This window comes from Methylomagnum ishizawai (genome assembly GCF_019670005.1).
GTDB classification, from domain to species: domain Bacteria; phylum Pseudomonadota; class Gammaproteobacteria; order Methylococcales; family Methylococcaceae; genus Methylomagnum; species Methylomagnum ishizawai.
In genome coordinates this window covers 3,523,240-3,548,903 of record NZ_AP019783.1, presented here as the reverse complement: position 1 = coordinate 3,548,903, position 25,664 = coordinate 3,523,240, and the positions used below count along the sequence as shown (strand labels likewise).

Here is a 25,664-nt window from a genome sequence, read left to right as displayed (position 1 = left end):
GCTTTGCCAAGGGTTGGATTCCGGCCAACGATAGCACGCTTGCGGGGTGGACCCGCCATGGCGCGGGGCGTTGGCGCTCGTGTATGATGGGGTGGTTATCCCCTTATCGTGGAAAACGATGCGTCGGCTTGGATTATGGTATGTCGCCGCCGCCTAAAACCGGAACCCATCGAGATTACCAGTTTCAAACCATGCGGGATTTCCCCATCATCGCGCCGCCCCTGAAACCGCCCACGCGCCCGATCAGTTTCGTCGTCGTCAAGTTTTCGGACGAATTCGAGCATAATTTCGCCCTTTCGCCCTGCGCTGTGGACCCGCTCAATCAGACCGTGGTCATCGATAATACGGCCAACCTGTTTTATGCCAATCTTTCCGCGGCGATCAACGCGGGTATCGCTGCCGCCGAGCATGAATTAATCGCCATCGTCCACGAGGATGTATACTTGCAGCCGGGTTGGCAGGCGCGGTTCGAACAATCCCTGGAGTCCTTGGAAGCCGCCGATCCAAACTGGGGGATTGTCGGCGTCGTGGGGAATCTGGCATCGGGCCGGTTCGTGGGGCATTGGAGCGACCCCAAAACCTACCGCAATACCTTCGCCGAAGGCCGGTTGTTCGCCCAAGCGGAATTCATCGACGAACATTTCATGCTAGTCCGCAAATCCCAAGGATCGAGGGCGGACGATTCGTTGCCAGGGATACATGGGGTCTGTGTGGGCTTGGTATTTTCGGCCAGGGAGCGGGGCCATGCCTGTTATGTGATCGACGCCCCTACCATACACAAATACCGGGACGATCAAGGTAACCCCATCCAAACTATCCATGATTCCACCAAGGTGCGGGACCGCGCCAGTTTCGCCTACAAAGCCGATAAGAACTGCTGCGACGAATATATCAATTATCGTTGGCGGCAATATACGCCATTCCGCACGATCAATACCGTCTACACGGGGTGGCGGCAGCCTGGGGAGTCGCTCGGCCAATACCCGGAGTCGTTGCTCGCGGATATTGAAGCCCCGATTATCCTGCTCGCCAAAGGCGGTGGGGGTTCCCGCCTATTATCGATTCTGGCGGAAGACCATGATATCTATATGGGCAAACAGGTCAATTCCTCCGGCGATTGCCTGGACATGGTCATGGCGGTATACGAAACCTTGATGGGCAAATATCGATGCCCATCGGCTTGGCAGCAAGCCTTGGCCGTGCCTAAACTGCGCTTGGCCGCCGCTAGGATGCTGGAGCAAGCCGGTAGCGGGCGGAGGCGCTTATGGGGTTTCAAACTGCCTGAAAACCTGCTTATCCTGCCCGAGTTGCGGGCCGCTTTTCCCAAGGCCCGCTATGTCCAATTATTGCGGGAGCCTATGGATACCTGCCTCCGGCGTACCCATATGACGGCGCGTTTGGATAACCAGATTGGGAGGATCACCCTGCCGTTGGCCTATCGGGCGGCCAATCGATCAACGTTCCTGATCCAATTCGATCATCCCGCGATCCATATGGCTTATACTACCTTGCATCAATTAAGCTTGGGTATGGAGTTTGTGCGGGAGTTGGGATATCAGGGCCGGGATAAATATTTCAGTCTTAGGTTCGAGGACGTGCTAAGCCAGCCCGCCAAGGTTATCCCTGATTTTGAGGCGTGGTTACGAGCACCCCAGAAGTCGAGGAAAACTTTGGAGGCTATAGACCAAAATCGTGCCCTTAGTGCGAAAGACAAATTCCCACAAGATATTGTGGTTAGGGTAGGGCGGATATTGCAATCCATCCGGGTGGATTTGGGCTACGGGTAAAAATGCTTCCCTGGATTTATTGGGATGTGCAGGAACCAGGTAATTAATCGGCGGCTAAAGCATTTAGAAACGGTGTTGTGATATGGCTAATGGCAAAGATTCGTCCGGCGGCGCAAAAAAAGAACTCTACATGATGCGCGAATTCAGGCTGGATGTGGCTTGGTACAAAGAAAGAAACCCCGAAGCCGTCCTTGCGATCCAAAGTGGACGGTTCCAAACCTATCAGGAGCACTTCGATGAGATGGCCCAGGATAGGCTTTGCAGCCCATCGCCATATTTTTGTGCCCGTTATTATGCCCAGCAATCAAAGTATTTGCAGCGCCAACCCGCCTGGGGAATTATTGAGGATTATTTTCGATATGGTGCGGCCAAGGGGCTTTCTCCCCACTGGTTGTTCGATGAAAAGTATTTCCTTGATAGGGTCCCGGAAGTGCGCCAAGTCGTTGATGCCGGTAACTTGGTTTCCGGCTATCAATACTATATCCGAAAGGTGGGGAACGATGCTTTTTTACATAGCCCATCCCCGTTTTTCAATAAAAACTTTTATCTTCAGCAATTGGGGCGCAAGCCAGTACGCGATTTATTTTTTGATTTTATAACCTATGGCAATGCTGTGGGTGTGGCTTGTACGCCTTTGTTCGACCTGGAATGGTATGCTTCGCGTTATGCCGATATAAAAGAAGCGATTGGTCCGTCGTCTGAGTTTGAATCATATTTTCAACACTATATGGAGCGTGGGATGCGGGATGGAAGAATTCCGTTCCCCGATTTCGATATTGATTATTATGTGAGGAATAATAAGGATGTCAAGGATATCAGTGACACTGGAAAGCAAGGGGCTGCTAATGCGCTAGTCCATTTCATCTACCACGGGATCGGTGAAGGCCGGAATCCCAATCGATTTTTCGACACCAAATATTATTTAGAACATAATCCCCAGGTTGTGGATGAAATTAAAAGGTTTGCCTATCTTGGCGCATTCGAACATTTTTTGGCGATAGGCATCAAGAGGAATTTGAAAGCTTGTGCCCCCTTAATAAGCATGTCGATATCGGAAGATGCTGCAAAATCTCTTTATGAGAAACGGTGCCAAATCCAAACCGCTGCGGTCAAAGCAGGATATCATATTGTTATTCCAGAGTTCCAAGAGCCTAGGCTTTCTATAATCATACCTGTCATAGATCATTTTGATTTTACGGTTGGCTTGTTAAAGCAATTGGAACTTTTTATAAAGTCTAGTCAGGAAGCATTGGCTGAAGTAATTATTGTTGATAATGGTTCCTCTGATCTTACTGTTGAAATTGAAAAGTACGTCTCGGGTGTAAAACTAATCAGGTTCGATCAACCGTTGGGCTATCCTGCGGCCTGCAACGCCGGTGTTCATGCCGCTAAAGGCAAAATCCTTGTATTTTTGAATAACGATATTGAAATCCTTCCAGGATCGTTTGAAAGAGTTTTGGAGGTTTTCGACACGGCACAAGGTGTTGGCGCGGTTGGAGGCAAAATTATCAAATTGAACTGTGAGGTTCAGGAAGCCGGAGGCATTGTTTGGAGCGATGGGTCGGCATGGGGTTATGGGCGTGGAGATAATCCTCTATCTCTCCGCTTTCAATTCCAGCGGGATGTGGATTATTGCTCTGGTTGTTTTTTGGCTGTGGAAAGCGCTTTATTCAGGAGTTTGGAGGGATTTGATGAACAATTCACACCTGGATATTATGAGGAAACAGATTTGTGTGCCAGGATATGGGAGGCAGGGAGGCGGGTGGTATACGACCCAGGAATCGGTGTTTTTCATTACGAATATGCTAGCTATAGTAAGGGGCGTCCAAGTACCATATCCACAGCATTGATGGCAAGAAATAGGGTTAAGTTTGTCAAGAAAAATCATAGATTCTTGTCAAAACAACATAGACCTTCCGCGACCAATGCGGAGATTGCTTCGGACCGCTCGAAGAGTAAGATGCCCAAGGTCTTGTTGATCGAAGATTTTATGCCGCGTAAAGAGCTTGGTTCTGGCTTGTGCCGAAGCGAAGATATTGTACGGGAATTCGTCGAGCATGGGTGGTGGGTCAAAATCTGGGTTTATAAAAAACTACCAGAAATCGAGCCCATCGATTTACCGTTTTGCGAGATTATTTATTCGGAAGATGATGCTTTAAAAGGTTTTGCGCCTTTTCTTTTAAAGTCGCCTAAAAATATTGATTTGATATGGCTATGCCGTACCCATAATTTACCTGGGTATGCCGATGCGATTTCTAAATGGCGCATAGAAAACCCAAATGGCAAGGTAATTCTGGATACAGAAGCACTGGCTTCTGTAAGGCGATGGTTGACAAATGAATTAGCCAACGGGGGGAGCCCCGATCTATCTTGTCTTGAAGAATCCATTCCTGTTTCCCAACTGGAAAAGGAGTTGAAAGGGCATGCAGCCATTATAGATAACTTTGTAGCTGTCAATCGGCTTGACCAAAGGTTAATTAATCGGATAGCGTGCGCGCCAATTCATTTGTTGGGACATAAAATCGCTATCAGACCCATGGCGGCAAAGTTCGAGCAGCGTGATGGCTTGTTGTTTTGCGGTGCCGTGCATAGCGAAGAATCGCCCAACTATGATTCGTTGGTTTGGTTCGCCAATAAAGTGTTCCCATTTATAAGAAAGCGGCTTCCTGATATAAAAGTAAAAATAATCGGCTATTGGAATCCAAAGATCAAAGTTCCTGCTTTGTTGAGGAGTGAAGGTTTTGATTTTATTGGACCCGTCAAAGATTTGTCCCTATATTTTGAACAGGCAAGGCTGTTTATCGCACCGACCCGTGTGGCTGCGGGTATACCCCATAAAGTGCATGAGGCGATGGGCTTGGGGTTGCCTGCGGTAGTGACGCCCATATTGGCGACTCAGCTTGCCGAATTCGATTCCGAAGGGGATACGACTTGTTTTGTGGCTAGGGATTTTTCTCCGGGTTCATTCGCGGATGCGGTGGTTTCTGCTTACACGAATCCAGAACTTTGGGAAAAGATAAGGGCGACGGCATTACAGAGTTTGTCTATCCATAGTTCGCCTGGTAGGTTTAGAGCGGATTTTGAAGGCATATTAAAAACTATAATGGGGGGCGTCTATGAGTAAAGAATCAGAGTCCATTATTGACATTCCAAACTTGGCGGTGACAACGGTTGAAGGTATTTTGTGGGTGGATGGCTGGATGACCCGTGAATTACGGGTTATATGCAAAGCTGTTCATCATGTGAGCGGCTTGGAGTTCGCTTTATGGAATCCAGATTCATCGGTTAAATATGCTGGAAATAATATTACACTTATATGTAATAAAAAGAAATGGGTTGCTGGAAGCTTGGCGATGGGGGAGCGGGTTGATTTGTATGCGAAAATAGATCTCTCTGAGGGAGATATAGTTGATATATCTATAGTCAGCGATAATTTTATGGACTCAGATGCCATGGACTCTCGTAAACGAGGCATTGTTATTGTTTCGATGCTAGCCCATCTTGCTTCTTCCAATGAGAGACAAGAATAGTTCCAGCACTTGAACTGCGAAGGCAGACGCGAATTTTTGGGTATGTTGAAATCGATTATTATAGGGGGGTTGGTGAAACGGATGGGGAGGAAATGTGAATGCTAAATTGATTATGGACCATCTGGGTGAAAACGGATTTTATAAAAAAATAGCCGAACTCAAGAATGTATTAATCATCGCTGACACCCAAATAGTAGGTTATTTGGGGGAGAAGTTAGGGGTGCAACCAGATATATTGCTGTGTAATTTGGATGTTGTCAGTGGCGAGTTCGGTGCTTTGGAACCCGCTAACCCAGACTTTCATGTTTCGGCTGTGATAGTGGCATCTATATATGATGAGAATTATTTCTTTAATTTGACCGCTAATGGCTTGAAAGAAATCCACCCGTCGGTACCGATTCTTAAGTTTTTTTCGGATGTTTTTATAAACTTTTTGACTGGCAGGGACTTATTAGATGTAAGTCCAATTGTGCTAAAAAAGCCCGTATTATCTTATGCCATAATCACAGCCCCGCGTGCAGGATCAACGTATTTTTGTAATCTTTTGCAATCGACTGGAATCTTAGGTTATCCCGCAGAGCATATCCGTCAGGCTTCGGCGACATTGGCGTTGAAATGCAAGTTTAATTATATGGAAGCCCTGCGTAAGGTCATGGGGGCTAGGATGACCGAGAATGGGGTTTTTGGGACAAAGTTTATCGCCCATTTCTTATATGATTTTCAAAAAGCTGGATTTGGTTTTCAGAGTATATTTGGTGAGATTTTTCAAAAATTTATATATTTAAACCGGGATGACAGGGTTGCCCAGGCTGTTTCGGCATGTATCGCTCAAAAAACAAGTGTTTGGCATATTTATAGCGAAACGAAGAAAAATGAATACTCAAAAAAATTGCAAGAAATTGCTTTTTGTAATGATTTTTTGGAAGATATATATAGGCTATATATTGATATTAATAATCAATATGAGTATTTGGACAATCTTGTGAATGCTCATGGTATAACGCCTTTGGTTGTTGATTATGAATGTGTGGCGAAAAACCCAAAAAAGGCTTTAAAGGAAGTCCTACATTTTTTGGATGTCGAGGATAAATCCAATGCCTTGGATAGATTGAAAACCAACACAAAGGTTTTGCGGTCCGAGTTGTCAGAACAAATCTGTGAAAAATTCAGGAAGAGATATATAGCGAAGCCGCGGCGCTTTTTTGCTTGCCAAGGAGAGACTGCTGCTGTCTCGGTCTCGGTCGGCAATTCTATCCAAAAAGGATCGCGTTATACGAGCAAGGTTGATACTGCGGCCAAGGTTATGTATTCCGGGCAGGCTTATGAGTTTGATTGCTCGGTAAAGTCCTCTTGGCAGGAAAAAGATATAGAAATTGTTGATTATGGTTTTTTTGAGGTTTTGGATGAGTTGTCTGATAAAAAATTATGGGTGAGAGGTGACGGGGGCGCTTTGATAAAAAACAGGTACTTTTCATGTATTGGTCAGGAATATGCCTGTGGCAGGTTTGTTGATAAACCATACCCATCGTTGTTGGGGAAATATCTGGATATTGACGGATTGAATTTGGGGGTTTGTGGTGCCGGTGTGGAATTCTTTGCTGACCCCGGCAATCGATGGGTGCTGGATATTTGTAATAAAGGAAGGTTTGCTATTGTTTTGGTGATGTCCGGACTTTCTGCTGGGGTAAGCCGATTGGGGAATGGCTGTGGGGTTTCTATTCATGAGCCGTATGGGCTCTATGTCGAACTGTATCGTAAAAATAAAGCGGCATTTTATGATTTCTATGTCGATATGGTTGAAAAGTATATTAACGGATATTTGAATATATCAAAGTATTTAAAGGTTCCAAAAATACTGCTATGGTTTTCCGGAAAACCTTGCCGGAGCATGTCGGGATCGATACTTGAGGAGGCGGGAGGATTTCCAGAATTGATTCATCGGGATATCGTGGAGCGAATAAAACCTTTTTATGATTACTATGTGGAATACGGCACCAAACCTGGATTGCCACAACGTTTGATGGACAAGGCAACTGGATTGCCCTGTGCTAATCAAGATGGATTGAAATACAATACTAAGTATCCGTCGCCGGAAATGCACCAAGCGGTTTCCGAATTGTTATTGCCATATTGCGAGCGGATATTATCTGCCGAAAATTGCGGTGGGGGGGTTGAAAGAGATTTTTCCGTATATCGTGGATTTGACTAGATACCTGTTCAGCCGATCATCTGCTTGATTAAGCCTAGTATTTTACCCATTGTCTTTTGTACATCGTAGCGGCCAATGGCGGTCGCCCTGGCTTGTTCCCGAATCGCTGGGAAATGATTGGGATGGTCGAGGCACTCATCCACTTTGTCTGCGATGGCTTCCGGCGAGAAAAAATCCACCAGCCAACCATTTTTCCCATTTTCCACAACCTCGCGCACCGGCGCGGTATCGGACGCGATCACAAGGCAGCCAGATGCCAGCGCTTCGATCAGGGACCACGACAGGATATAAGGGTAGGTCAGATAGATATGTACTTTCGAGGCTTGCAGTAGCTTCGCATAGGCGGCGAGTTCGAGGAAGCCTATGAAATGGATGCGCTCGAGGTCCAGGTTCAAGGTTTCCAAAAAGTATTCCTTATAGGTTTTGCCATCGGGTCGCTTTTGGCTGTAGAAAGTGCCGTCATGTCCGCCCACGACGATGTGGCAGCGGGGACGGCGGCGTTGGATGAGGGCGGCCGCCTGCATGAATTGTGGAAACCCCCGGTAGGGTTCCATGCCCGAAGTCGCATAGGTCACGATCTCCTGTGCGTCCGACAAATCCAGGCCCAGGCGCGGAATAATCAGTTTGGCCTCGGGGTCGGGATGGTAGAAGTTGGTGCATACCCCGTCGTGGATGACGGAAAACTTGGGGTGGAATAGCCGGGGGAATTGTTCGAGTTGCCATTGGGTGGGGGTGAGCGCATGGTCGCAACCCGCGAGGCTCACCAGTTTCGGCGAGTTCTTGATCCTGATTTCATGGAGGTTATCCAGCGACAGGCGGGTGGCGGGGTCGAAATCCAAATCGCTGCCATGGGCATTGGTATACCACTCGAAATAACCCAACAGGGGGACGTTCGGATAAATATCTTTGATGAATAATTCCCCACCCCAGACGTGGGCGTAGATGATATCCGGCGTGAACCCTTCTTGTTTTAATTGCTGAGCCGCCCTCGCCGCGCCTTGTCCATGGGCGATCCAATCATGGTATTCGCGCAGATAATGGTGGCTGCGGTGGTTCGGGTCGGCGACCGGCTGGTATAGCAGCTTGCGCACATTGGGGATATGGTTGTCCTGGCGCTGGGTGATGAAAACCACCTCGACCTGGGGCTGGCGGGATAGGTAGGTGGCGAGATAGAGGAATTGTCCGGGGAAATTACGGTGGATGAACAGGATACGCATGGCGGATTATTCCTGCGGTGCCGGGGCTGGCGATAACCCCATCGTTGGGGTTATCCCCGGAAAATGGCTCAATAATTCTTGAGGCCCAGGACATCCTGCATGTCGTAGAGCCCGGCCGGGGTTTCCGCCAGCCAGAGCGCGGCGCGCATCGCCCCTTTGGCGAAAGTCGCGCGGCTGGAGGCGTTGTGGGTGATTTCCACGCGCTCGCCTTCGTCGGCGAACATGACCGTATGTTCGCCGACGATATCGCCGGCCCGGATCACCGAGAAGCCGATGCTTTTTGGATCGCGCGCGCCGGTGTGGCCTTCGCGGCCATGGACGGCGCATTGCTTGAGGTCGCGGCCCAGGGCGGCGGCGACCACTTCGCCCATACGGAGCGCGGTGCCGGAGGGCGCATCGACCTTGTGGCGGTGGTGGGCCTCGATGATTTCGATGTCGGTGTGGTCGCCGATGATCTTGGCGGCGATTTCCAGCAGTTTGAGGCAGAGGTTCACGCCGACGCTCATATTGGGGGCCAGCATGATCGGGATGGTTTGCGCGGCTTGTTCGATCGTGGTTTTTTGTTCGGGGCCGAAGCCGGTGGTGCCGATGACCAGGCGCTTGCCGTGGGCTTGGCAAAGGGCGAGGGCGGCGAGGCTGGATTCGGGCCGGGTGAAGTCGATCAGGACATCGATACCGTCGATGGCCGCGGCCAGGTCGTCGGTTACGGGGACGCCGAGCTTGGCTTGTCCAGCCAATTCGCCCGCGTCGGCGCCGAGGGCCGGGCTGCCGGGTCTTTCGATGGCGGCGGCCAGGGTCAGGCCGGGGGTGGTGGCGCAGGCGCGGATCAAGGCGTGTCCCATGCGGCCGGCCGCGCCGATGATGCCAACTCGGATCATTGTGGTGTCTCTCGAACGGAAGTAATGGGGAGGGGCGCGGAACCGCGCCCGCCGGGAACCGGGCGTTATAGCCCGAGTTTATCGAAGAATTGCTTGACCCCATCCAGCCAGCCATGGGCTTGGGGACTGTGGTGGCTACCGCCGCCGCTGAGGGATTCGTCCAGCTTCTTGATGAGTTCCAACTGGTCTTTGTTCAAATGGACCGGGGTTTCGACCCGGACCCGGCACATCAGATCGCCGGGGGGACCGCCGCGCACTGGCTTGACGCCCTTGGCGCGGAGCCGGAACAAGCGCCCGGTCTGGGTTTCCGGCGGAATCTTGAGGACGACCTTGCCGTCCAGGGTGGGTACTTCCAGTTCGCCACCCAGGCAAGCGGTGGGGAAGCTGATGGGGACTTCGCAATAAAGATTGGCCCCGTCGCGGGTGAAGATGGGATGTTCCTTGACGGCGATCTGCACGTACAGATCGCCCGGCGGTCCCCCGGCTTCGCCGGCCTCGCCTTCGCCCCCTAGGCGGATGCGGTCGCCGGTATCGACGCCCGCCGGGATTTTGACCGACAGGGTCTTGGTTTCCTGGACCTTGCCTTGGCCGTTGCAGGAACGGCAGGGGTCTTTGATGATCTGGCCGGTGCCGCGGCAGGTGGGGCAGGTTTGCTGCACCGCGAAGAAGCCTTGCTGCATCCGTACCACGCCGTGGCCTTGGCAGGTGGAGCAGGTGGTGGGCGAGGTGCCTTTCTTGGCTCCGGTGCCGCCGCAGGCTTCGCAGTTGACGAAGGTGGGGACGCGGATTTTGACCTCGGTGCCCGAGACGGCTTCCTCCAGGCTGATTTCCAGGTTGTAGCGCAGGTCGGAGCCGCGTTGCGCCCGGCTACCGCCGCGCCGCCGCCCGGTGCCTCCGCCGAAAATATCCCCGAACACATCGCCGAAAATATCGCTGAAGCTTTCCCCGGCGAAGCCATGCCCGCCCGCCGCGCCCATCGAGGGATCGACCCCGGCATGACCGAATTGGTCGTAGGCGGAGCGCTTCTTGGGGTCGGACAGGATGTCGTAGGCTTCCTTGATCTTCTTGAATTGCTCTTCCGCTTGCGGATTGTTCTGGTTGCGATCCGGGTGGAACTTCATCGCCAAGCGGCGAAAGCTTTGCTTGATATCGGCGTCGCTGGCGTTGCGCGGCACGCCCAGCAGTTCGTAGTAATCTTCTTTCGCCATGGTTGTTCGTTTCGATCCCCATCCGGCCCCATCCGCCGGGTGGTTGGGCCACCGATGGAATGGGGACGGTGGCAATTAGGAAAGCCCGCGGGGCGGCCAGGGCCACGCGGGCGGTGGAGGAGCGGCTTACTTCCGGTCTTCCTTGACTTCCTCGAACTCGGCGTCCACCACATCCTCGTGGTCGCCCTTGCCGCCGCCCGTGGCTTCGGATTGGGTGCCGCCCGCCGCCGAGGCCGTGCCCGCGGCTTCGCCTTGCTGGGCGTATAAACGTTCGGCGAGTTTACCGGAAACCTCGGTCAGATGTTCGGTTTTCCGCTCGATGGCTTCCTTGTCGTCGCCCTTCATGGCTTCCTTGAGTTCCGTGATGGCGGCTTCGATCTTGCTTTTTTCGTCCGCCTGGACCTTGTCGCCGAGTTCGTGCAGGGTCTTGTTGGCGGCGTGGATCATGGCGTCGGCGTGGTTGCGCGCCGTCACCAGTTCATGCAGCTTCTTGTCTTCCTCGGCGTGCATTTCGGCGTCCTGCACCATCCGCTTGATTTCCTCCTCGCTGAGGCCGGACGAAGCGGTGATGCGGATCGATTGCTGCTTGCCGGTGGCCTTGTCCTTGGCCGACACATGCAGGATGCCGTTGGCGTCGATGTCGAAAGTCACCTCGATCTGCGGGATGCCACGGGAAGCGGGCGGGATATCGCTCAGGTCGAAGCGGCCCAGCGATTTGTTGTCCCGCGCCATTTCGCGCTCGCCTTGCAGGACGTGGATGGTCACGGCGGTCTGTCCGTCCTCGGCGGTCGAGAACACTTGGTTCTGCTTGGTCGGGATGGTGGTGTTCTTCTCGATCAGCTTGGTCATCACGCCGCCCAGGGTTTCTATCCCTAACGACAGCGGGGTCACGTCCAGCAACAGCACGTCCTTGACTTGGCCGCCCAACACGCCGCCTTGGATCGCCGCGCCCAGGGCCACGGCTTCGTCCGGGTTCACGTCCTTGCGCGGTTCCTTGCCGAAGATTTCGCGCACGAAATCCATGACCTTGGGCATACGGGTCTGGCCACCGACCAGGATTACCTCGTTGATTTCGCTGGGCTTGAGACCGGCATCCTTCAGCGCGGTTTCGCACGGACCCTTGGTGCGGAGGATCAGGTCTTCCACCAAGGCTTCCAGCTTGGCGCGGGTCAGCTTCAGGTTGAGATGCTTGGGACCGGACGCATCGGCGGTGACATAGGGCAGGTTGATTTCGGTCTGCTGGCTGGAGGACAGTTCGATCTTGGCCTTTTCCGCCGATTCCTTCAGGCGTTGCAGCGCCAGCGGATCGTGGTGTAGGTCGATGCCGTTCTCTTTTTTGAACTCGTCGCAGATGTAGTCGATGATGCGGAGGTCGAAGTCTTCGCCGCCCAAATGGGTGTCGCCATTGGTGGACAGCACTTCGAACTGGTGTTCGCCATCGACCTCGGCGATTTCGATGATGGAAATATCGAAGGTGCCGCCGCCCAGGTCGTACACGGCTACTTTAATATCGCCGTGCTTGCGGTCGAGGCCGAAGGCCATCGCGGCGGCGGTGGGTTCGTTGATGATGCGCTTGACTTCCAAGCCGGCGATGCGGCCCGCGTCCTTGGTGGCTTGGCGCTGGGAATCGTTGAAATAGGCCGGCACGGTGATGACGGCTTCCTTGACTTCCTCGCCCAGGAAGGCTTCCGCGTCCTTTTTCATCTTCATCAAGACGCGGGCGGAGATTTCCGGCGGGGCCATCTTGCGGCCATTGACCTCGATCCAGGCATCGCCGTTGTCGGCCTCGGCGATTTTGTAGGGCACCAGATGGATGTCCTTCTGCACCACGCCGTCCTTGAAGCGGCGGCCGATCAGGCGCTTGACCGCGTACAGGGTGTTCTTGGGGTTGGTGATGGCTTGGCGCTTGGCGGATTGGCCCACCAGCACCTCGTTGTCGGGGGTGAAGGCCACGATGGACGGGGTGGTGCGCGCGCCCTCGGCGTTCTCGATCACCCGCGGCTTGCCCCCTTCCAGCACGGCCACGCAGGAATTGGTGGTGCCCAGGTCGATACCGATGATTTTTGCCATTTTAATAATTCTCCAAACTTGTCTATATCAGGGTTGAATGCCGGCTTGTGGACCGATATGGGGGTGGGGCCAAGGATTTCAAGCTTGTTCGTCGATGCGCGGGGCGGCTTGGGGCTGGGCTTGGGCGATCACCACCATGGCCGGGCGCAGCAGGCGTTCATTGAGCAGATAGCCTTTCTGGAAGACCTTGATGACGGTGTTGGGCGCGGCGGTGGCGGAGGGTTGCATCGCCATGGCCTGGTGCAGTTCCGGGTTGAATTTCTCGCCTTCGGGGTCGATGGGGCGGACATTGGCCTTTTCCAGCGCCGCCAGCAATTGCTTCAAGGTGAGTTCCATGCCTTCCCGCAATTTGCCGACCTCGGGGGCGTCGCCGGTGGCGGCTTGCAGGCCGAGTTCCAGGCTATCGACCACGGTCAGGAGTTCGCGGGCGAATTTCTCGATGGCGAATTTGCGGGCGTCCTGCACATCCTTTTCGGCGCGGCGGCGGAGGTTGTCCATTTCCGCCTGGGCGCGGACGAATTTCTCCCAGTTTTCCTCTGCTTTGCGGGTGGCCTCGGCCAAGGGCCCGGTCGGCGTGGCGGCGGGCTGTTCGGTTTCCGGGGTCGGCTCAAGGGTCTCGGCGGCTTCTGCGGCGGGGTCTTCGGTGATCTGCGCGGATTCCGGCAAAACGTCGTCTTGGCTCATTGTCGCTCCTGTGTTCGGCAAAGATGGGTCGTCCGCGCCGGGTGGGGTCCGGGTGCGGTTTTTGAAGATTCGGGAAAAAATCCTCACGCTAAGATGGGGACAGGGATTTGTGATTCAAGGCGGCACCCACCAATTTCGCCGTCAAATCGACCAGGGGGATGACCCGTTCGTATCCCATGCGGGTGGGACCGATGACGCCGAGGACGCCGACGGCGTGGTCGTTGATGGAATAGGAGGCGGTGACGAGGCTGCATTGGTCGAGCGCCCGGTGGCCCGATTCCTCGCCGATGAAGATTTTGACGCCGGGGCTTTCGATGCAGCGGTCGAGGAGCCCCACCATGTCTTCCTTCTGGTGGAAGGTCTCGAACAAGCCGCGCAGGCGCTCGGTGCTGGCGAGTTCGGAGAAATCCATCAGGTTGATCTCGCCGGTCAGCACGAAGGGCTTGCGGCGGTGGTCGTTGGGTTGCAGGGCCAGCCCGGCGATTTCGGCGGCGGCGCGGATTTCCTGGCCGAGTTGATGGCGGGTTTCCATCATGTCCTGGAACAGGGTTTCGCGGATCAAGGCCAAATCCTTGCCCGCGTACAGGCTGTTCAGGTAATTGGCGGCGGTTTGCAGGTCGGCGGGGGAGAACTGCCGGGGCGCGTGGATGATTTGGTTGTGGACTTCCTGTTCGTTGGTGACCAGGATCACCAAAATCCGCTGCTCGGACAGCGGCAGGAATTCGATATGGCGGAAAGTCACCGATTCGCGCCGCGGCAGGGTCACGACCCCGGCCATATGGGAAACCTCGGACAATAGGCGCGAGGCGGTTTCCAATAGGTCGTCCGGGGTGTCCTGGTGGTTGTCCAGGTTGTGGGTGATTTGGCGCACGAGGTCTTGTTGCAGCGGCTTCACCGTCAGCAGGGTGTCGATGAAGAAGCGGTAGCCGGTCACGGTGGGCATCCGGCCCGCCGAAGTGTGCGGGGCGGTGATGAGGCCGAGTTCCTCCAAATCCGCCATCACATTGCGGATCGTCGCCGGGCTGAGGTTCAGGCCCGCCTCGCGGGCCAGGGCGCGGGAGCCGACCGGCTCGCCGTCGTTGATATAGCGTTCCACCAGCACCTTGAGCAGGTGTTGGGCGCGCTCGCTCAGCTGGGGGGGATTCGACACGGGCGTCCTCGGTGGGGGAGGGTTTAGCACTCTAAGCTATCGAGTGCCAGAAATTAGCAACCCCCAGATAATGTGTCAAGAAGCCCATACTATCACTAGCCGCCGCCCGGCGGAGGGTTCGTCCGGCTAGCGCTTTTCATCGGAACCCACTACTATCGGCCTGGGCGAACCCCACCCGCCATCCCCGAGCCACCCACCTTCCATGTCAGCACATTTCCCAACCGTAGCCTTGATCGGCAAGCCCGATGCCGAACGTATCGCCGAAACCTTGTCGGAGCTTTACCGGTATTTGGTCCAGCGCGGCCTCAGAACCTTGGTGGAAAAAGACTGCGCGGAGTTCGTGACGGGGCTGGTGGCCGAGACCGGCAGTTTCGCCGAGATCGGCGAGCAATGCGACCTCGCCATCGTGATCGGCGGCGACGGCACTTTGCTGACGGCGGCTCGATATTTGGCCCAGTTCGATATTCCCTTGATCGGGGTGAACCTGGGGCGGCTGGGCTTCCTGGTCGATATTTCCCCGTCCGAGGTGGTGGCGCGGCTGGGCGAAATCCTGGATGGCCGCTATAGCGCCGAGGAGCGTTTCATCCTCAGGGCCAAGGTCTACCGGCACGGCCAGGTGGCTTATCAACAAACCGCCATCAACGAGGTGGTGGTGCATAGCTGGAACCGGGCCAGCATGATCGAGATCGAGACCTACATCGACGGCGTGTTCCTGAATTCCCAGCGTTCCGACGGCATGATCGTCTCGACCCCCACCGGCTCCACCGCCTACGCGCTATCGGCGGGCGGGCCGATCCTCTCGCCCACCCTGAAAGCCATCGTCCTGGCCCCGATCAACCCCCACGCCCTCAGCAACCGCCCCATCGTGGTGGCCGACGATAGCATCATCGAAATCGCCTTCCGTCCCAGCAAGCAGTTCAAGGCCCAGGTCGTGTGCGACAACGTGTCGATCCCGAACATCGAGATCAGCGACCGCATCGAAATCAGGAAGGAAGCCAAGCCGTTCAGGATATTGCACCCCCTGAACTACGATTTCTTCGGGATTCTCCGGGCCAAGCTGAACTGGAGTTCGGGTTACCGCTAGCCATGCTGGTCCATCTCGGTATCCGCGACCTGGCCGTGGTCGAAACCCTGGAGTTGGAGTTCGACGCCGGCCTCACCGTGCTGACCGGGGAAACCGGGGCCGGCAAATCGATCCTGCTGACCGCGCTGGGTTTGGCGCTGGGCGACCGGGCCGATTCCGGCTTCATCCGTCCGGGCGCGAACCGGGCCGAAATCAATCTCGGTTTCGATGTGGCCGACAGCCCGGCGGCGCGGCAATGGCTGGAAGACCACGACCTCGGCCACAACGGCGATTGCCTGGTGCGCCGCCTCGTCAATGCGGACGGGCGCTCCAAGGCTTATATCAACAACCGGCCCGTGACTTTGCAGGCTTTGCAAGAATTGGGGGCCGGGCTGGTTGAAATCCACGGCCAGCATGCCCATGTCCAATTGCTTAAGTCCCAGGAACAGCGCCGTTTGCTGGACGCGGCCGCGGGCAACGGCGAATTGTTGGCCAAGATCGAAGGACTTTATCGGCGCTGGCGGGTTTTGCGCGATGAACTGGCGCAAAGCGAAAACGCGGCCAGGGATCGGGTGGCCCGCGAAGAATTGCTGCGCTATCAAATCGACGAATTGGAACAGCACGATATCGCCGATTTGGACTATAAAGCTTTGATCGAGGAACACACGTTACAGGCCAATATGGGCAAAATCCTGTCCACGGGGCAGGCCCAGCTCGAAGCCTTGTACGAAGATGAAACCCGTTCGGTGAATTCGCAATTGGCCCAGGCGGTCCATGCGCTGGCCGATCTTGGACAACTGGCCCCGGAATTGCTGGAGCCTCTCGCCATGCTCAAGGAAGCGCAAGTCCAGGTGAAGGAAGCTGCGCTGCAATTGCGCCGTCAGCTCGACCGTTTGGAAGCCGATCCGGCCCGCTTCGATTGGTTGGAAAGCCGGCTGGGCGATTTGCACCGTCTGGCCCGCAAGCACCGGGTGCGGCCCGAGGAATTGCCCACCCATCTCGACGCGCTGGCGGAGGAATTGGCCCAGATCGCCCAGGGTTCCGAAGCGGCGGAGGCCGCCCAACTGGAATTCGAGCAAATCGCCACCGAATATGCCGGTTTGGCCGCGATCCTGTCGGAGCGCCGCCGCCTGGCCGCGCTGGAATTGCAGGACAAGATTTCGGCGGCGATCCGCGAACTGGGAATGCCGCAGGGCTGCTTGCTGATGGAGGTGCGGCCCGTGGATGGCAAGGAACCGGCCCCGTACGGCGGGGATCAAGTCGAATTCCTGGTCAGCGCCAATCCGGGACTGCCGCCGCGGCCCTTGGCGCGGGTGGCTTCCGGCGGCGAATTGTCGCGGATCAGTTTGGCGATCCAGGTCGCCGCGACCGATTCCAAGACCGTGCCCAGCTTGATTTTCGACGAGGTGGACACCGGCATCGGCGGTGGTATCGCCGAGATCGTCGGGCAGAAATTGCGGATGCTGGGCCAGCAGGGGCGGCAGGTGTTTTGCGTGACCCACCTACCGCAGGTCGCGGCCCAGGGCCATCATCATTTGCTGGTGGAAAAATCCAGCGGTGGCGGTGTGACCCAATCCACCGTGCGTAAGCTCGATGGCCAAGAGCGGACCCGCGAAATCGCCCGGATGCTGGGCGGCGTCCGTCTGACCCGGCAAACCCTGGCCCATGCCGAGGAAATGTTGGGTTTCCAGGGTTCCGGCGGGGAGTAAACCTGCGTTTTGTCGGTCGGAAAACGCCTATCGTCCGGTTTGCCTTGGCAAGAAAACCGGGTTTTTCCTCTGGCGGGGCCGGGAATTTCCTATATTCTTTTGGATATTGGCCAGGCCAACTCGTTATGCGGGCTTTGTCGGGCGGGACTGGAATTTGTGGCGTCCGGGTTCCGTGCCTAAGGAATTCAAGCGCTTGTCAGGATATTGGCACAGAATCCGCCGCCGGTTCCGCGCCGCTGAACCAATGTTTGAAAACGCGGTCGAATTCGAACTTGATTACCTGGTCGCTGGCCGATCCGACCCGTTCACGAACCTTATCGGCAGGTGTGTGTTGAACGATATCCTGATAGCATTACTAAACTATTTCAACGAAAGTCGGACCCGTTCCGACGAGGAAGTAAGATCGTGAACGACATGTTGAAAAACATCATTTTGTGGATCGTCATCGCCGTGGTGCTGATGTCGGTGTTCAACAACTTCGGCTCCCGCAAATCGGTGGATTCCTCCATGTCCTACTCGCAGTTCATCTCGGCTGTGAAGGAAGGCCAGGTCAAGCAAGTCAACATCGAAGGGTCGTTCATCAGGGGCGCTTTGGCGACGGGCGAGAAATTCTCCACCTACAGTCCGCCCGAAGACCCCCACCTCGTCGACGATCTCCTGGAAAACCATGTGGAGATCAAGGCCCAACCGCCCGAATCCCAGTCCTTGCTGATGCAGATTTTCATCTCTTGGTTCCCGATGTTGCTATTGATCGGCGTATGGATTTTCTTCATGCGGCAGATGCAGGGCGGCGCGGGGGGGCGGGGCGCGATGTCCTTCGGCAAGAGCCGCGCCCGCTTGATCGAAGAGGACCAGGTCAAGGTGACTTTCGCCGATGTCGCGGGCGTCGAGGAAGCCAAGGAAGACGTGCAGGAAATGGTGGATTTCCTCAAAGATCCCAGCAAGTTCCAGAAGCTCGGTGGCAAAATCCCCCGAGGCGCTTTGATGGTGGGGCCGCCGGGTACCGGTAAAACCTTGCTTGCCCGTGCCATTGCCGGCGAGGCCAAGGTGCCGTTCTTTTCGATCTCGGGTTCCGATTTCGTGGAAATGTTCGTGGGCGTCGGCGCTTCCAGGGTCCGCGACATGTTCGAGCAAGCCAAGAAGAACGCGCCTTGCATTATCTTCATCGATGAAATCGACGCGGTGGGTCGCCATCGTGGCGCGGGTCTTGGCGGTGGCCATGACGAGCGCGAGCAAACCCTCAACCAATTGCTGGTCGAGATGGACGGTTTCGAGGGCAGCGAAGGTATTATTGTGATCGCCGCGACCAACCGCCCGGATGTGTTGGACCCGGCCTTGTTGCGGCCGGGCCGTTTCGATAGGCAGGTGGTGGTGGGTCTGCCCGATGTGCGTGGCCGCGAACATATCCTCAAAGTCCATATGAAACGGGTGCCGATGGCGGGCAATGTCGAGGTCGAATATCTCGCCCGCGGCACTCCTGGTTTTTCCGGGGCCGATTTGGCGAGTTTGGTGAACGAAGCGGCTTTGTTCGCCGCCCGTAAGAATAAGCGCCATGTCGATATGGAAGATTTCGAGAAGGCCAAGGATAAAATCCTCATGGGCGTGGAGCGGAAATCCATGGTCATGACCGACGAGGAAAAGCGGTTGACGGCTTATCACGAGGCTGGACATGCGATTGTCGGGCGTTTGGTGCCGGAACATGATCCGGTTTATAAAGTGAGTATCATGCCCAGGGGCCGGGCGCTCGGCATCACTATGTTCTTGCCGGAACGCGACCAATACAGCGCCAGCAAGCAGAAACTCGAAAGCCAAATTTCCAGCCTGTTTGGTGGCCGTATCGCCGAGGAAATCGTTTTTGGCAAAGAGAAAGTCACTACCGGGGCGCAAAACGATATCGAGCGGGCGACCAATATTTCCCGCAATATGGTGACCCGCTGGGGCTTGTCGGAACGCTTGGGTCCGTTGGCTTATAGTGAAGAGGAAGGCGAGGTATTCCTGGGGCGTTCCGTCACCAAGCACAAAATGGTGTCGGAGGAAACCGCGCATCTCATCGACGAAGAAATCCGCTCGGTGATCGACCGCAATTACGAACGTTCCGAGCGCATCCTGCGGGAAAACCTCGAAAAACTGCATGTCATGGCCGATGCCTTGATTAAATATGAAACCATAGATCGGTTTCAGATCGACGATATCATGGAAGGCAAGCTACCCCGTCCACCACAAAGCTGGGAAGAATCGCCGCCCAGCGATGGTAGCGCCTTGGGTTCCAAAGACGCTAAAACCCAAGGGCCGGGTGGAATTGGCAAGGCTGCCGAACAGCACTGACCGATATTCCTCAGGCTATTTCGAGCCCCCGCGTCTTCAAGGGCGGGGGTTTGATTCGTGTGGGGTTTGCCAAGGAAAGCAAAGGGGAATGGATTTCTTGTATAGTCTGGTGAGAGGACGCTAATGAAAAAAACCTATTTTGGCACGGACGGGATTAGGGGTAAGGTAGGCGAATACCCCATCACGCCGGATTTCGTGCTTAAGCTGGGATGGGCCGCTGGGCGGGTGTTCGCTCGGGAAGGCCAACATCAGACCGTATTGATCGGGAAGGATACCCGGATATCGGGCTATATGTTCGAGTCGGCCCTGGAGGCGGGTTTGTCGGCAGCGGGTGTGAATACCCAATTATTGGGGCCGATGCCTACTCCGGCGGTCGCCTATCTGACCCGGACTTTCCGGGCGCAGGCAGGTATCGTCATCAGCGCCTCCCATAATCCTTATTACGATAATGGGATCAAATTTTTCGGTCCCGACGGCATGAAACTTCCCGACGAGATCGAATTGCAGATCGAGACGGAAATCGCCCAGCCCATGACGACCGTGGATTCCGGTCGTATCGGCAAGGCGTCGCGGATGACCGACGCCGCCGGTCGTTATATAGAATTCTGTAAAAGCACTATTCCCGCCCGGTTGGATTTCACCGGCACCAAGATCGTGGTCGATTGTGCCCATGGCTCGACCTACCATATCGCGCCCCATGTTTTCACAGAAATCGGCGCGAGCGTCGTTGCTATTGGCGCCCAGCCTAATGGTTTGAATATCAACGACCGTATCGGTGCCACCCAACCTGCCCGGTTGAGCCAAGCCGTGGTGGAGGAAGGGGCGGATTTCGGCATCGCACTCGATGGCGATGGCGACCGATTGATTATGGTCGACCATACCGGGGAAGTGTTGGACGGCGATGAAATCCTGTACATTATCGCCATGGCGCGGTTGGGACAGGGATTATTGCATGGCCCGGTGGTGGGCACCCAAATGAGTAATTTGGGACTTGAACAAGCCCTGGAAAAAATGGGCGTCGATTTCAAACGGGCGGCGGTGGGTGACCGTTATGTAATGGAAATGATGCTCCGCCATGAAAGTAATTTGGGTGGGGAAAGTTCGGGCCATATCATCTGCCGGGATCGGATTACCACCGGCGATGGTATTATTTCCGCCCTGCAAGTCATGGAAGCCATACATAGTACCAAGCAAACTTTGCATGACCTCAAGCACGGCATGACGAAATATCCCCAATGCTTGGTCAATGTGAGGATCAGCCAAAAGGTCGATCTCGATACCATCGAGCCGGTGCAGCGGGTCAAGGCGGAGATTGAGCAGGCCATGCGGGGCTGTGGACGGGTGCTTTTGCGTCCCTCGGGCACGGAACCTTTGGTCCGTATCATGGTCGAGGGCGAGGATTTTGAAAAAGTCCGGGGCTTTGCGGATTATTTGGCCAATACGCTATCGGAAATCTTGGGCGCTTGACTTCTAACGGGATAAAGCTGATTGAGGTCGTAACGGAGAGGAATGATGAGAATTCTCCACACCATGCTCAGGGTCGGGGATTTGGACAGATCGATCCGCTTCTATACCGAAGTGTTGGGGATGCGTTTGCTGCGTCGGCATGAATATCCCGATGGCAGGTTCACCTTGGCCTTTGTGGGTTATGGCGAGGAATCCACGCAAACCGTGATAGAGTTAACCTATAACTGGGATACCGAAAGTTACGATTTGGGCGGCGGATTCGGCCATATTGCCATCGAGGTCGGGGATGTATACTCGGCCGTGGAGCAAATCAGATCCAGCGGGGGCAAGGTGGTGCGCGAGGCGGGCCCGATGAAACACGGCTCGACTGTGATCGCTTTTGTGGAGGATCCCGATGGCTACAAGATCGAGTTGCTCAATCAGAAGGGGTGATAATCGCCACTGTGGGTGGCCTCGTTGTTTGGGAATGGAAGTTTGATTCCAATATAAACCTGTGCAATGCTGAACAGGGTGTTCCTGCTTTATCTAGCTTCGCACCGATACCATAGGTTGTTAACCTATAACAATAAGGAGAAATAGGATGTCAAAAGGGCAAAATCTGCAAGATCCGTTTTTGAATGCTTTGAGAAAAGAACACGTCCCAGTGTCGATCTACTTGGTGAACGGCATCAAATTGCAAGGCAAGGTGGATTCGTTCGACCAATATGTCATCATCTTGAAAAATACCGTAAGCCAAATGGTTTACAAACACGCGATTTCAACCATCGTTCCGGCCCGCCAAATCCGCTTGCCCCATGGACAGGAAGGCTTCGAGGAGGAAGCCTGACCTTTGCCCATCACCTCACAGGCTAGCCATCGCTTATGATTCAGATCGTGGAGAAACGGGTTTTTGTTCGAGCGTCCTAAGCTAGGTGAACGTGCGGTGCTGGTCCATGCCGTCGGCGGCGAGGATACGGAATCGTTGGCCGAATTGCGCGAACTGGCCATCTCCGCCGGTGCCGAACCGGTCGCCGTGGTTACCGGCAACCGCCGTATACCCGATCCCCGCAGTTATATCGGCAAAGGCAAACTGGAGGAATTGTCCCAAGTCGTCAAAGCCCACCAAGCGGAATTGGTCCTGTTCAACCACCCGTTGACACCCAGCCAGGAACGCAACTTGGAGAAGGAACTCTCCGTCCGCGTCGTGGACCGCACCGGCTTGATCCTGGATATATTCGCCCAGCGGGCCCAATCCTTCGAAGGTAAATTGCAGGTCGAACTTGCCCAACTCCGGCATATTTCCACCCGCTTGGTGCGTGGGTGGACGCATTTGGAGCGCCAAAAAGGCGGCATCGGCCTGCGCGGTCCCGGCGAAACCCAGTTGGAGACCGACAAGCGTTTGATCGGTAAGCGGATCGGCCAAATCCAAAAGCGCTTGGATAAGGTTGAGAAGCAGCGCGGCCAAGGCCGGTTGGCGCGGAAGCGGGCGGAAATACCGACCATAGGCTTGGTGGGCTATACCAACGCCGGCAAGTCCACCCTCTTCAACGCCCTGACCGGGGCCGCCGTGTTCGCTGCGGATCAATTGTTCGCCACGCTCGATCCGACCTTCCGGCGGCTTTCCCTGACGCCAGCATTGACGGTGGTCCTCGCCGATACGGTGGGGTTCATACGCCATTTGCCCCACGAATTGGTCGCGGCTTTCAAGTCCACGCTCAAGGAGACCATCGAGGCCGATTTGCTGCTGCATGTGATCGACGCCAGCGACGAAAACCTCGAAGCCACCATGGCCGAGGTGGACTCCGTCCTGGGCGAGATCGGGGCCGACGAGGTTTGCCAAATCCGGGTGTTCAACAAGATCGACTGCTTGGATGGGGCGATCCCCCGCCTGGAACGGAACGGGCAGGGCCTTCCCACGGGGGTTTGGATTTCCGCCCAGACCGGCGCGGGATTGCCTTTGCTGATCGAGGCCATGGGCGAATATTTCAGCGAATCGATGGTGCGCCGGAATATCCATATCGCTCCTGGCGAGGCCGCGTTGCGGGCGCGTTTGTACGATATGGCGCGGGTGCTGAGCGAACGCTTCGACGACGAGGGCGGATGTACGCTGGAGGTCGAACTTTCCAAGATGGATTTGGGCCGCTTGCGCTTGCCGTCCGGGTTGGGGGCGCTGGCCGGACCTGGAGATTCATCCGGGGTTTGAAACTCGGTTATTTATCGAATAGCCAGCGGCATGGATTCATCCAGGGATTCCATGCCCATGGCGGCGGCGAAACGGCTATCCCGGTGGTTTAATCATGGTAGTTTTTCTGGTACGGGAGTTGTGCGATGTCCTGGAATGAACCGGGCGGTAATAAAAAAGATCCTTGGAGCGGGCGCGACCAACAAGAAACGCCGCCGGATTTGGACGAGGTCATGCGGGGTTTGCAGGACAAGATCGGCAAGATTTTTGGCGGCGGGACTCCGGGGGGCGGTGGGGATAGCGCCCCCTTGAGGACGGTGGGGATGATCGCCGCCATCGGTTTGGGGGCATGGACCCTGTTCGGCGGCATTTATTCGGTGGATGAAGGCAGCCGCGCCGTGGTGACCCGTTTTGGCCGCTATGTGGATACCACTTTGCCGGGTTTGCATTGGCATATCCCGGCCCCCATCGAAAAGGTCGATGTGGTGAATATGGAGCAGCAGCGCTTCCTGGAAATCGGCTATCGCTCCGGTGGGCGTCAGCAAAGCCTGGCCTCGGTGCCCAAGGAAGCCTTGATGCTGACCGAGGACGAAAACATCATCGATATCCGGCTGGCCGTGCAATACCAGATCAAAGACGCCCAAGCCTATCTATTCAATGTCTCCGACCCCGATGCCACCCTCAAACAGGTGATCGAGAGCGCCCAACGCGCCGTGATCGGCAAGAACACCATGGATTTCGTCCTGACCGAAGGCCGGGGCCGGGTCGCCGACGATATCAAGACCGAAATCCAACAGACCTTGGATCAATATCAAACCGGCATCCGCGTTACCAATGTCAGCCTGGTCGATGCCCAACCGCCGGAGGAAGTCCAAAGCGCCTTCGAGGACGCCATCAAGGCCCGCGAGGACGAGCAACGCTTGAAGAACGAGGCCGAAGCCTACGCCAACGAAGTGGTGCCCAAGGCCCGCGGCGCGGCGGCGCGGTTGCTGGAAGAGTCCGAAGCCTATAAACAGCGGGCGATTGCCAGGGCGGAAGGCGAATCGGCCCGTTTCAGGCAACTCTTGGCCGAATACGAGAAAGCGCCCGAAGTGACCCGCGAGCGTATGTACCTGGATGCGATGCAGGAAATTTTCGAGCAGACCGGGACGGTGCTGGTGGACATGAAGGGTTCCAACAATATTATGTACCTGCCGCTGGATAAGTTGCAGCGGCCACCCGCTTCCACCGCCGTCGCCAGGGAAGCCGAAAGCCAACCGGCCACGGTCCAAACTGCCCCGGATAGCGGATTCAGGGGCTTACGTGCAACGACTTCGCGGGGCCGCGAAGGCAGGGGGCAATAATCATGGCCAATAAGAACGTCCTGTTATTGGGAACCGGGGCATTCGCGCTGCTGGTCCTGTCCATGTCGGCCTTCACGGTGTCCGAGACCGAAAAAGCCATCCTGCTCGAATTCAAGAAGATCGTCCGCACCGATTTCGAGCCGGGGTTCCAGGTGAAACTGCCCTGGCAGCAGGTCAAGAAATTCGACGATAGGATTCTCACCTTGGAATCCAAGCCCGAGCGCTTCCTGACCTCGGAAAAGAAGAATGTGATCGTGGATTGGTTCGTCAAATGGCGGATCAACGACGTGGCGAAATTCTATACCTCGGTGGCCGGCGACAAGGCCCAGGCCAATATCCGACTCGACCAGATCACCAAGGACGCCTTGCGCAGCGAGTTCAGCAAAAGGACCATCCGTGAATTGGTATCCTCCGAGCGCGATCAATTGCGCGATGTGCTGACCAAGCTGGTGAATCCGGCGGTGGAAGGGCTGGGGATCGAGGTGGTGGATATCCGGGTGATGGGCGTGGATTTGCCGGAAGAGGTGAGTTCTTCGGTGTACCGCCGCATGGTGGCCGAGCGCGACCGGGTGGCGCGGGAATTCCGTTCCAGGGGGGCCGAGGCCGCCGAGCGCATCCGTGCCGAGGCCGATAGGGAGCGCGAGGTCTTGCTGGCCAGCGCCTACAAGGACGCCGAAACCCGCCGCGGCGAGGGCGATGCCAAGGCTTCCGAAATCTATGCCGAGGCCTATGGCAAAAACCGGGAATTCTTCCAGTTCAACCGCAGTTTGATGGCTTATCGGCAGGCGTTCAAGAACGATAACGATATGATCGTGTTGGAGCCGGATTCCGAGTTCTTCCAGTACTTCAAAAAGCTCAAATAA

At 55.6% G+C, this 25,664-nt stretch carries 19 protein-coding genes; 13 read left to right on the top strand and 6 right to left on the bottom strand.

What is annotated here, in order from left to right:
• The first annotated feature begins 191 nt into the window (after positions 1–191).
• The 4 genes from K5658_RS16175 to K5658_RS16160 all read left to right on the top strand — a co-directional run bounded on the left by K5658_RS16175 (position 192) and on the right by K5658_RS16160 (position 7,526).
• On the top strand, positions 192–1,787 hold the full coding sequence (locus tag K5658_RS16175; RefSeq protein WP_221064132.1) for a sulfotransferase: 1,596 nt from the start codon (positions 192–194) through the stop codon (positions 1,785–1,787).
• An 82-nt stretch (positions 1,788–1,869) separates the two neighbouring features.
• Positions 1,870–4,911 carry a glycosyltransferase gene (locus tag K5658_RS16170; protein WP_221064131.1) on the top strand — a complete coding sequence of 1,014 codons (3,042 nt, stop codon included), beginning with the start codon at positions 1,870–1,872 and terminating at the stop codon, positions 4,909–4,911.
• Positions 4,904–5,317, top strand: a complete 414-nt coding sequence (locus tag K5658_RS16165; protein ID WP_221064130.1) for a hypothetical protein — start codon at positions 4,904–4,906, stop codon at positions 5,315–5,317. The genes K5658_RS16170 and K5658_RS16165 overlap by 8 nt, the downstream gene beginning before the upstream one ends.
• 94 nt (positions 5,318–5,411) lie before the next feature.
• Complete coding sequence (locus K5658_RS16160) at positions 5,412–7,526, top strand: Stf0 family sulfotransferase (RefSeq protein WP_221064129.1); 2,115 nt, start codon at positions 5,412–5,414, stop codon at positions 7,524–7,526.
• Positions 7,527–7,534: 8 nt separating this feature from the next.
• On the opposite strand, the gene K5658_RS16155 is transcribed toward K5658_RS16160, so the two are convergent.
• The 6 genes from K5658_RS16155 to hrcA all read right to left on the bottom strand — a co-directional run bounded on the left by K5658_RS16155 (position 7,535) and on the right by hrcA (position 14,733).
• Positions 7,535–8,743, bottom strand: coding sequence for a glycosyltransferase (locus K5658_RS16155; protein ID WP_221064128.1), 1,209 nt, complete (start codon positions 8,741–8,743; stop codon positions 7,535–7,537).
• A gap of 68 nt (positions 8,744–8,811) precedes the next feature.
• On the bottom strand, positions 8,812–9,621 hold the full coding sequence (gene dapB / locus K5658_RS16150; RefSeq protein ID WP_221064127.1) for a 4-hydroxy-tetrahydrodipicolinate reductase: 810 nt from the start codon (positions 9,619–9,621) through the stop codon (positions 8,812–8,814).
• Positions 9,622–9,686: 65 nt separating this feature from the next.
• Complete coding sequence (gene dnaJ / locus K5658_RS16145) at positions 9,687–10,829, bottom strand: molecular chaperone DnaJ (RefSeq protein ID WP_221064126.1); 1,143 nt, start codon at positions 10,827–10,829, stop codon at positions 9,687–9,689.
• 126 nt (positions 10,830–10,955) lie between these two features.
• The gene (gene dnaK / locus K5658_RS16140) at positions 10,956–12,899 is read right to left on the bottom strand and encodes a molecular chaperone DnaK (protein ID WP_221064125.1); all 1,944 of its coding nucleotides are present in this window, start codon (positions 12,897–12,899) and stop codon (positions 10,956–10,958) included.
• Between the two features lie 78 nt (positions 12,900–12,977).
• Complete coding sequence (grpE, locus tag K5658_RS16135; RefSeq protein ID WP_221064124.1) at positions 12,978–13,583, bottom strand: nucleotide exchange factor GrpE; 606 nt, start codon at positions 13,581–13,583, stop codon at positions 12,978–12,980.
• An 88-nt stretch (positions 13,584–13,671) separates the two neighbouring features.
• The gene (hrcA, locus tag K5658_RS16130; RefSeq protein ID WP_221064123.1) at positions 13,672–14,733 is read right to left on the bottom strand and encodes a heat-inducible transcriptional repressor HrcA; all 1,062 of its coding nucleotides are present in this window, start codon (positions 14,731–14,733) and stop codon (positions 13,672–13,674) included.
• A 202-nt stretch (positions 14,734–14,935) separates the two neighbouring features.
• Between hrcA and K5658_RS16125 the strand changes: the two genes are divergently transcribed.
• From K5658_RS16125 to hflC, 9 genes are all read left to right on the top strand, one after another.
• Positions 14,936–15,817, top strand: coding sequence for an NAD(+) kinase (locus tag K5658_RS16125; protein ID WP_221064122.1), 882 nt, complete (start codon positions 14,936–14,938; stop codon positions 15,815–15,817).
• A 2-nt stretch (positions 15,818–15,819) separates the two neighbouring features.
• On the top strand, positions 15,820–17,505 hold the full coding sequence (recN, locus tag K5658_RS16120) for a DNA repair protein RecN (protein WP_221064121.1): 1,686 nt from the start codon (positions 15,820–15,822) through the stop codon (positions 17,503–17,505).
• 414 nt (positions 17,506–17,919) lie between these two features.
• Positions 17,920–19,830 (top strand): ATP-dependent zinc metalloprotease FtsH, encoded by a 1,911-nt coding sequence (ftsH, locus tag K5658_RS16115; RefSeq protein ID WP_221066999.1) that lies wholly within the window; start codon positions 17,920–17,922, stop codon positions 19,828–19,830.
• A 123-nt stretch (positions 19,831–19,953) separates the two neighbouring features.
• Entirely contained in the window at positions 19,954–21,297 is a 1,344-nt protein-coding gene (glmM, locus tag K5658_RS16110) for a phosphoglucosamine mutase (protein ID WP_221064120.1), read from the top strand.
• A gap of 42 nt (positions 21,298–21,339) precedes the next feature.
• Positions 21,340–21,729, top strand: coding sequence for a lactoylglutathione lyase (gene gloA / locus K5658_RS16105; RefSeq protein ID WP_246628463.1), 390 nt, complete (start codon positions 21,340–21,342; stop codon positions 21,727–21,729).
• A gap of 148 nt (positions 21,730–21,877) precedes the next feature.
• Positions 21,878–22,123 (top strand): RNA chaperone Hfq, encoded by a 246-nt coding sequence (gene hfq, locus K5658_RS16100; protein ID WP_085215124.1) that lies wholly within the window; start codon positions 21,878–21,880, stop codon positions 22,121–22,123.
• Between the two features lie 63 nt (positions 22,124–22,186).
• On the top strand, positions 22,187–23,479 hold the full coding sequence (gene hflX, locus K5658_RS16095; protein ID WP_221064119.1) for a ribosome rescue GTPase HflX: 1,293 nt from the start codon (positions 22,187–22,189) through the stop codon (positions 23,477–23,479).
• A gap of 125 nt (positions 23,480–23,604) precedes the next feature.
• Positions 23,605–24,801: an FtsH protease activity modulator HflK gene (hflK, locus tag K5658_RS16090; RefSeq protein WP_221064118.1), complete on the top strand. Its 1,197-nt coding sequence runs from the start codon at positions 23,605–23,607 to the stop codon at positions 24,799–24,801.
• A 2-nt stretch (positions 24,802–24,803) separates the two neighbouring features.
• The gene (gene hflC / locus K5658_RS16085; protein WP_221064117.1) at positions 24,804–25,664 is read left to right on the top strand and encodes a protease modulator HflC; all 861 of its coding nucleotides are present in this window, start codon (positions 24,804–24,806) and stop codon (positions 25,662–25,664) included.